At 66.5% G+C, this 4,445-nt stretch carries 6 protein-coding genes and 1 tRNA gene; 1 reads left to right on the top strand and 6 read right to left on the bottom strand.

Annotated elements, in window-relative coordinates:
* Nucleotides 1–235: 235 nt before the first annotated feature.
* Nucleotides 236–424 (bottom strand): DUF1778 domain-containing protein, encoded by a 189-nt coding sequence (locus EOA27_RS24045; RefSeq protein WP_126080321.1) that lies wholly within the window; start codon nt 422–424, stop codon nt 236–238.
* 82 nt (nt 425–506) lie between these two features.
* On the opposite strand from EOA27_RS24045, the gene EOA27_RS24040 reads away from it, so the two are divergent.
* Nucleotides 507–689, top strand: coding sequence for a hypothetical protein (locus tag EOA27_RS24040; protein ID WP_126080320.1), 183 nt, complete (start codon nt 507–509; stop codon nt 687–689).
* A 23-nt stretch (nt 690–712) separates the two neighbouring features.
* Here EOA27_RS24040 and EOA27_RS24035 read toward each other — a convergent pair whose 3' ends face one another.
* The 5 genes from EOA27_RS24035 to EOA27_RS24015 all read right to left on the bottom strand — a co-directional run.
* Nucleotides 713–1,018 carry a UBP-type zinc finger domain-containing protein gene (locus EOA27_RS24035; protein WP_126080319.1) on the bottom strand — a complete coding sequence of 102 codons (306 nt, stop codon included), beginning with the start codon at nt 1,016–1,018 and terminating at the stop codon, nt 713–715.
* A 26-nt stretch (nt 1,019–1,044) separates the two neighbouring features.
* Complete coding sequence (locus tag EOA27_RS24030) at nt 1,045–2,718, bottom strand: cyclic nucleotide-binding domain-containing thioredoxin-disulfide reductase (RefSeq protein WP_126080318.1); 1,674 nt, start codon at nt 2,716–2,718, stop codon at nt 1,045–1,047.
* A gap of 322 nt (nt 2,719–3,040) precedes the next feature.
* Nucleotides 3,041–3,125: transfer RNA gene (locus tag EOA27_RS24025), tRNA-Leu, on the bottom strand.
* Nucleotides 3,126–3,431: 306 nt separating this feature from the next.
* Nucleotides 3,432–4,052, bottom strand: a complete 621-nt coding sequence (locus tag EOA27_RS24020; RefSeq protein ID WP_126080317.1) for a 2,3-bisphosphoglycerate-dependent phosphoglycerate mutase — start codon at nt 4,050–4,052, stop codon at nt 3,432–3,434.
* A gap of 34 nt (nt 4,053–4,086) precedes the next feature.
* Nucleotides 4,087–4,445, bottom strand: a 359-nt coding sequence (locus EOA27_RS24015; RefSeq protein ID WP_281059476.1) for a dihydrodipicolinate reductase C-terminal domain-containing protein, incomplete at its 5' end; no start/stop codon positions are given.

The raw sequence follows: 4,445 nt of genomic DNA, 5'->3' as shown, positions 1-4,445 counted from the left end.
CTGCCTGCACGCTGATCAACGCGGCGAACTTTTCAGGCGATAGGAAAGCGCATCCGGCATCCAATCGCATAGGGCGCTCCCTCTCCGTCTCGGCTTCGCCGAGCCACCTCTCCCCGCCTCTGGCGGGGCGAGGAACCCAGGCTTGCGAAGGCCGTGGCTTTGGGGGATTGGCATTTCCTCGCCCCCACAAGGTGGGGGAGAGGTGGATCGGCGCGCAGCGCCGAGACGGAGAGGGTCACTTGCTCTCCCATGGCTGTGGGGCGTTCATGAGCCTGGATAGCTTCTCATTGGATTTGGCCGGCGCATCGAGAAGCGCCAGGAACTCCGCATAGACCTTCGGCGGAACCTTGATGCGGTTCTCGAGTGTCTCACCAAACGGAGGCGCGTCTGTGCGGTCGTTCTTCATGACTTCAACATAGCACATCGTCGCCCGTTAACGGAATCGGAAGGAGATGTTTAACGCTTCGTCTCTATGTCCCGCCCTGGGTGGCGCAGACAGAGCGAGCATGATGAACGACAGCCCCGAAAAGCGAAACGAATGGCGTGCCATCTTCTACGTGCAGGCCCGCATCGCCATCCTGTTTGTGCCGGTTGTGCTTAGCCTGCTGCTCATCGGCATTTTTGCCGGCAACGAGCGCAAATCCGTGCCCGACGCCATCGACCCGACTGTGACGGGCTCGGTGCGGTAAAGCGCGGCCCGGAACGGCTGGACTCAAACAAACTTCGGAATCGGCCCGTTCTGGGGCGTCGTATCGCCCTCGAGGTCGACGAAAACCTCGTCGACGAAGCACCAGGCCCAGCCTTCCGGCGGGTCGTAGCCCTCGATGATCGGATGCTGCGTGGCACGGAAATGTTTCGTCGCGTGGCGGTTGGGCGAGTCGTCGCAGCAGCCGACATGGCCGCAGGTCCGGCAGAGCCTGAGATGCACCCACCAGGAGCCGCTCTTCAGGCATTCCTCGCAACCCAGCGCGCTCGGCGTGACCTTTTTGATGTCCCTGGTATGCCTGCATTCGTCCATCGCGGGTTCCTCGCCGGTTCGCTGGTCTATTCGTTCACGGCGCCGCCGCCGTTCCGCGCCAGATAGGCATGCAAGGCCGCGACCACCTGCGCGCCTTCGCCGACGGCGGCTGCGACGCGCTTGGTCGAGCCGCAGCGCACGTCGCCAATGGCGAAGACGCCGCTGCGGCTGGTTTCCATCAGCCCGTGCCCTGGCGTCGTGTCCGGTCCGGTCCGCACGAAACCCTTGGCATCCAGCGCCACGTTGCAGTTGGCCAGCCAGTCGGTGTTAGGGTCGGCGCCGATGAACAGGAAGAGGTGGTGGATGGCGCGCTCCGTCTCCTCGCCGGTCACCCGGTTGCGCCAGCGCAGCCGCTCGAGATTACCCTCGGTGCCCTCAAGCGCCGTCACTTCGGTCTGCGTCAGCACCTCGATGTTGGGCTGCGCCTTGATGCGCTCGACCAGATAGCGCGACATGGTGGCGTCGAGGCTGTCGCGGCGCGCCAGGAGCGTCACCTTGCGCACCTGGCTCGCCAGATAGACCGCCGCCTGTCCGGCCGAATTGCCGGCGCCGACCAGCGCCACCTCCTGGCTCTGGCAAAGCCTGGCCTCGATCGGCGAGGCCCAGTAATGCACCGAGGTGCCCTCGAACTGCGCCAGGTTGGCGATGTCGAGGCGGCGGTAACGCGCGCCGCTGGCGATCACCACCGCGCGTGAGCGAACGCTCTCGCCATCGCCGATGGCAAGCCTGTAGCGGGCGCCGTCGCCGGCGTCGTCGAGCAGCTTCGCCTCGTCTGGGATCACCATCTCCACACCGAATTTCTGCGCCTGGTTGTAGGCGCGCGCCATCAGCGCCATGCCGGTGATGCCGGTCGGGAAGCCGAGATAGTTCTCGATTCGCGCCGAGGCGCCGGCCTGCCCGCCGAAAGCGCGGCAGTCGAGCACGATGGTCGACAGCCCTTCCGAGGCCGCATAGACCGCCGCCGCCAGCCCTGCCGGCCCGGCGCCGACGATCGCCACGTCATAGACCTTGTCGGCATCGATCGGCCGCAGCAGGCCGACGCAGCGGGCAAGCTCGTTCTCGCCCGGATTGTGCATCAGCTTGCCGTTCGGGCAGAGCACGATCGGCAGATGGTGCGGATCGACATGGAACCGCTCGATCAGCGTTTTCGCGCAAGGGTCGGTGTCGGAATCGAGCGCCCGGTGCGGCAACCCGCTGCGCCGCAGGAACCCTTGCAGCCGCAGCACGTCGCCATTGCCCGGTGGGCCGATGACGACGGGCCCGCTGGCGCCGCTTTCGAGCAGCCCGACTCGGCGCAGGATCAGCGCCCGCATGACGCGCTCGCCGAGATTGGCCTCCTGCACCATCAGGTCGCGCAGCCGCTGCGAGGGGATGACGATCGCCTCGACCGGCTCGACCGCCTCGGCATTGACCAGCGACGGCCGGTTCGACAGCTGCGCCAGCTCGCCGATGAAATTGCCCGCGCCATGGGTGACGATCGGTTCAGGCTGGCCGAGCCCGCCGGCCTGGGTGATGTCCACTTTTCCCGACAGGATGAGGATCACGCCTGGCGAAACCGTGCCGGCCGTCACGATATGCTCGCCGGCGGCATAGGCGCGCGCCTCGCCGAAGCGGCGCATGCGCTCGATATCCGCCTCCGAGAGGATCGGGAACATCTGGTCGCGGCGGGCGGCGATGGTCGGGCTGACGGAAGGGGCCATGGCGCGACCGTAGCGTCATGGCCGCCGGGTTTGAAGCGGTTTGTTCGAGGACTGGCCGGAAGGGGAGGTTGGGGCGGCACCCTATGCGTCGTCATCCTCGGGCTTGACCCGAGGATCCATGCCGTGACCTTTGTCGGAGAACGCAGCAGAGCAGAATTCTGGAGGGCCGCGCCTCGACGTCACGGCATGGATCGCAGGGTCTCCGCGACGGAGCTTCGCTCCTGCTCCGCCCTGGGATGACGAAGTTCCGAGGTCAAAGGCTAATCTTGAACGTCGTGATCGCTGGCGGATAAGGCCGATCCCGTTGGTAGTCGGGATGAGATGGTGCCCAGAAGAGGACTCGAACCTCCACTCCTTGCGGAACACGGACCTGAACCGTGCGCGTCTACCAATTCCGCCATCTGGGCTGGTGGGCGCTCATGTAAGCGGGCAAACGATATGTGTCAACGCGCTTTTTTCGTCGATGTCTGCGCCGCCCTCGTCACCCTTCCCGCAACGCTGGCGATTGGCGAAACCGGCGGCGGCGCTTCCCTCTCCCCGTCACTATACGGGGAGAGGATGCCGGCAGGCAGGTGAGGGGCGGCGCCGACGCTGGTCAGGTGGGGTTCCGGCTCTCGCTTCGAGCCCGGACGAGTAGTCGCCGAAGCCGGCGCTGCCCCTCATCCGCCCTTCGGGCACCTTCTCCCCGTGAACGGGGAGAAGGAAGCTGCTCCTCACCCCTCCAGCACTTCTTTCTTCGCCACGGTGGAATCGGCGTTGAGCTTGTAGATCACCGGCACGCCGGTGCCGAGCTCGAGCTTGACGATCTCTTCGCCGCTCTTGCCGTCCAGCGCCATGATCAGCGCGCGCAGCGAATTGCCGTGCGCGGCGACCAGCACCGTCTCGCCGCGCAGCACATGCGGCTGCACCTCGTGCAGGTAATAGGGCCACACGCGCGCGCCCGTGTCCTTCAGGCTTTCGCCGCCGGGCGGCGCGATGTCGTAGGAACGGCGCCAGATATGTACCTGCTCCTCCCCCCATTTCTTGCGCGCGTCGTCCTTGTTGAGGCCGGAGAGGTCGCCATAGTCGCGCTCGTTGAGCGCCTGGTCGCGGATCGTCTTGAGCTCGCTCTGGCCGACGACGTCGAGGATCAGCTGGCAGGTCTTCTGTGCCCGCTGCAGCGCCGAAGTGTAGGCGATGTCGAATTTCAGGCCGCGCGCCTTGAGCTTCTCGCCGGCGGCCAGCGCCTCGGCGGTGCCCTGCTCGGTCAGGCCGACATCACGCCAGCCGGTGAACAGGTTCTTCAGGTTCCATTCGCTCTGGCCGTGGCGCACGAGCACGAGAGTTCCCGACATGTTTGCTCCTTTGGAATTTTACGGAAGAGACGCCTCAGCTCAGGCCGAGCACGTCCCGCATGGAATAAAGTCCGGGCTTCTTGCCGCGGGCCCAGAGCGCCGCCTTGACCGCGCCGCGGGCGAAGATCGCCCGGTCCTCGGCATGGTGGGGGAGCGTGATGCGCTCGCCGGTGCCGGCAAGGATCACGCTGTGGTCGCCGACGACCGACCCGCCGCGCAGCGTGGCGAAGCCGATCGAGCCCGCCTTGCGCACGCCGGTATGGCCGTCGCGCACCCGCACGCTGTTGCGGGCAAGGTCGATGCCGCGCCCCTTGGCCGCCGCCTCGCCGAGCAGCAGCGCCGTGCCGGACGGCGCGTCAACCTTCTGGCGGTGCTGGTCGAGCAGGCCGCGAA

The organism is Mesorhizobium sp. M2A.F.Ca.ET.037.01.1.1 (assembly GCF_003998075.1).
Taxonomy (GTDB): domain Bacteria; phylum Pseudomonadota; class Alphaproteobacteria; order Rhizobiales; family Rhizobiaceae; genus Mesorhizobium.
This window is presented reverse-complemented; position numbering and strand designations above follow the sequence as displayed.